The 2778-nt window shown below is 59.5% G+C and carries 3 protein-coding genes and 3 tRNA genes; all 6 read left to right on the plus strand.

Annotated features, from left to right (window positions below):
* The coding region (gene argH, locus GX108_01105) for an argininosuccinate lyase (protein NLO55647.1) at positions 1 to 783 on the plus strand (783 nt) is incomplete at its 5' end.
* 162 nt (positions 784 to 945) lie between these two features.
* Positions 946 to 1021, plus strand: a tRNA-Lys gene (locus GX108_01110).
* Between the two features lie 16 nt (positions 1022 to 1037).
* Positions 1038 to 1113, plus strand: a tRNA-Glu gene (locus GX108_01115).
* A gap of 6 nt (positions 1114 to 1119) precedes the next feature.
* Positions 1120 to 1195: transfer RNA gene (locus GX108_01120), tRNA-Thr, on the plus strand.
* Between the two features lie 64 nt (positions 1196 to 1259).
* Positions 1260 to 1916, plus strand: coding sequence for an alpha-ribazole phosphatase (cobC, locus tag GX108_01125; protein NLO55648.1), 657 nt, complete (start codon positions 1260 to 1262; stop codon positions 1914 to 1916).
* Positions 1917 to 1976: 60 nt separating this feature from the next.
* Positions 1977 to 2570 carry a sigma-70 family RNA polymerase sigma factor gene (locus tag GX108_01130; GenBank protein ID NLO55649.1) on the plus strand — a complete coding sequence of 198 codons (594 nt, stop codon included), beginning with the start codon at positions 1977 to 1979 and terminating at the stop codon, positions 2568 to 2570.
* Positions 2571 to 2778 lie beyond the last annotated feature (208 nt).

Genomic DNA, 2778 nt, shown 5'->3' on the forward strand with positions numbered 1-2778 from the left:
ACCGTCATGCTCGGCTTCGACAGGACCAGCGACAACAGCCTGGACTCGGTAGCCCACCGGGATCACCTGCTGGACTGCCAGTACGCCATGACGGTCCTGATGGTCCATGCCAGCAGGATGGCCGAGGACCTGGTGATCTACAACAGCCGCGAGTTCGGCTGGATCGTCCTTCCCGACGCATTCTGCACCGGCTCCAGCATGATGCCCCAGAAAAAGAACCCCGACGTCCTCGAACTGGTGAGGGGGCGCTCGGCCAGGGTTATAGGCAATCTTGTTGATCTTCTGACGCTCATCAAGGGCCTCCCCCTGGCCTATAACCGGGACATGCAGGAGGATAAGCGGGCCCTGTGGTCGTCGGTCCAGATAGTCAGGGATGTCCTCGATGTGCTGCCCCAACTGATCGCCCGCGTCGAGGTCGACGCCGAGAGGGCCGCGGGGGCCTTCGAAGACGGCTTCACCCTGGCGACGGACGTGGCCGAGTACCTGGTCATGAAGGGAGTTCCCTTCAGGGCCGCCCATGAGCAGGTGGGTGAAGTGGTCCGGTGGTGCCTCGACAGAAAGAGGACCCTTTTGAGTCTCACCCGGAAAGAATGGAAGGAACTCATTCCCTCCACCGACGACGACCTGATGCCGATCCTGAACATCGAGAGCTCCGTCTCCAGGAGGAACACCCAGGGAGGGACTTCCTTCAAGCAGGTGGCCCTGCAGATAGAGCGGGGCCTGGAGACACTGGAGGTGTTTCGCAAAAAACTCGCCTCCTACCCGGCGCGGTTTGCGTTGTAAAAACCGTAAATCGTAAGGGCCGTGAGTCGTGAATCGAAAGGTCAAATTCGCAGGCTGATTGTTTTGTTCTTACGATTTACGACTTCCGACTCACGGTTCACGGTGTCCCGCCGCCCTTGACACGGCTACATGGGCACTGTATAGTTTTTCAGCGCTAGATATGGGCCGTTAGCTCAGTAGGAAGAGCACCGGACTTTTAATCCGGGTGTCACAGGTTCGATCCCTGTACGGCCCACCACGTCAGGTTTTTACGCGGTCCCATCGTCTAGTGGCCTAGGACACAGCCCTTTCAAGGCTGCGGCACGGGTTCGAATCCCGTTGGGACCGCCAAAACATGCCGGCGTAGCTCAGTTGGCAGAGCAGCGCACTCGTAATGCGCAGGTCGGCGGTTCAAGTCCGCCCGCCGGCTCCACAAGACATGGAGGCCACCCCCGCGGGTGGCTTTTTTCGTAAAAAACGCACCCTGGAGGTACCCAATGGATACACGAAAACGAAGGATCATCCTCGTGAGACACGGCGAAACCGAGTGGAACAGCGCCTTCCGTTTCCAGGGCCGGACCGATGTCCCCCTGGCAGAGAGTGGGTTGGCCCAGGCCGATCTGCTCGCCCTCCGGCTAGCCGGGGCACGGTTGGACAGGGTCTACACCAGCCCCCTCGCGAGGGCTCGCCAGACCGCCTCCGCTATAGCCCGCATGAACGAAAGAGTGAAGGAAGTGACCGCCGTCGATGAGCTTTCGGAAATGTCCTTCGGAGGATGGGAGGGCCTCCGGTTAAGCGAGATAAGGGAACTGCACCCCGACCTGTTTTCCTCGTGGAGCAAGGACCCGTCCGCCACGGCTCCCCCCGGAGGGGAATGCTTCTCCGACCTCATCACCCGGGTCAGCCGCGCGTTGGAAGGGATCCTGTCCGGCGCAGGCGATAAACTGATCCTGGTCTGCCACGGGGGGACGATACGGGCCATCCTCTCCATATTGATAGGCATTCCTCCGGCAGCGGCCTGGAAGTTCCGGGCGGACAACTGTTCCATCACTGCCGTTGACCTGGCACCCGACAGAACGACGCTCCGCTACGTGAACGACACCCTTCACATCCGTGTCGGCAAGGATTACGCCGGCAGCCTTCCGTTGCTGTAGTGGTCAAATACCTCCCTGTCATGGTATAAAGGGTCCAACAGAACCTGGGAGGTCCTCGCCATGAACGACGATGTCCAAGACCACCCGGAAAGGGCATCTCTTTCCCGGGAAGAAGAAGCCAGGTTGTGGATCCTTTGCGATGAAGGCGATGAAGGGGCCCGTGAAAGGCTCATTCTCTCCTATCGCCCCCTGGTCTTCTGGATCGCCCGCAAATTCCGTGTCGCTCCCCAGCGTTACCAGGACCTCGTCCAGGAAGGCATGATAGCCCTGATCAAAGCCGTGGACCGTTTCGAACCCTGCAGGAACATACGTTTCGTCACCTACGGCTTCTACAGGATAAAAGGCCAGATGACGAACTTTCTCCAGCGCGTCGAAGCCAGGGCTCCCTCCCCTGTCGACGATTCACAGATCCAGATTCCCGACCCCTTCGATGTCGACTCACTGGACTGGAAGATCTGCCTCGCCGACGGCATCGAGGCTCTCTCCGAACGAGAGGGGGAAATCGTCAGGGCCCTTGTGCTCGAGGGATTCAAGGCCAGGGAGTACGCCGAAAGCACGGGTATGGATGTGAGCAATGTCTACAGGATCCAGCGCCGGGCGATGGCGAAACTCAGGGCCTGGCTCGAACTGGGTGATGCCACGGACCGGCCGTGATACTGGGATAATAAAAAGGGGCTAGTCCCTCTTCGGGGCGAAGTCCCTCTTCGGGGCATAGTCCCTTTTCGGGGCGGGTTTTCGCCAATGTGTTTCTTGGAGGCCCGGGAATATGGAAAAGAACCTCAAGCGGGTACAGCGTTGGATAGAAAGGTGCATTGCTGCTTGCAGGAGCGAAAAATGGGACTCCGCCCTTGCCGAGGTGGAG

Source organism: Thermovirga sp. (genome assembly GCA_012523215.1).
Classification (GTDB): Bacteria; Synergistota; Synergistia; order Synergistales; family Thermovirgaceae; genus 58-81.

Coding starts and splice junctions, on each gene's coding strand:
- cobC (NLO55648.1), top strand. CDS start 1,260: ATGGATACACGAAAACGAAGGATCATCCTCGTGAGACACGGCGAAACC.
- GX108_01130 (NLO55649.1), top strand. CDS start 1,977: ATGAACGACGATGTCCAAGACCACCCGGAAAGGGCATCTCTTTCCCGG.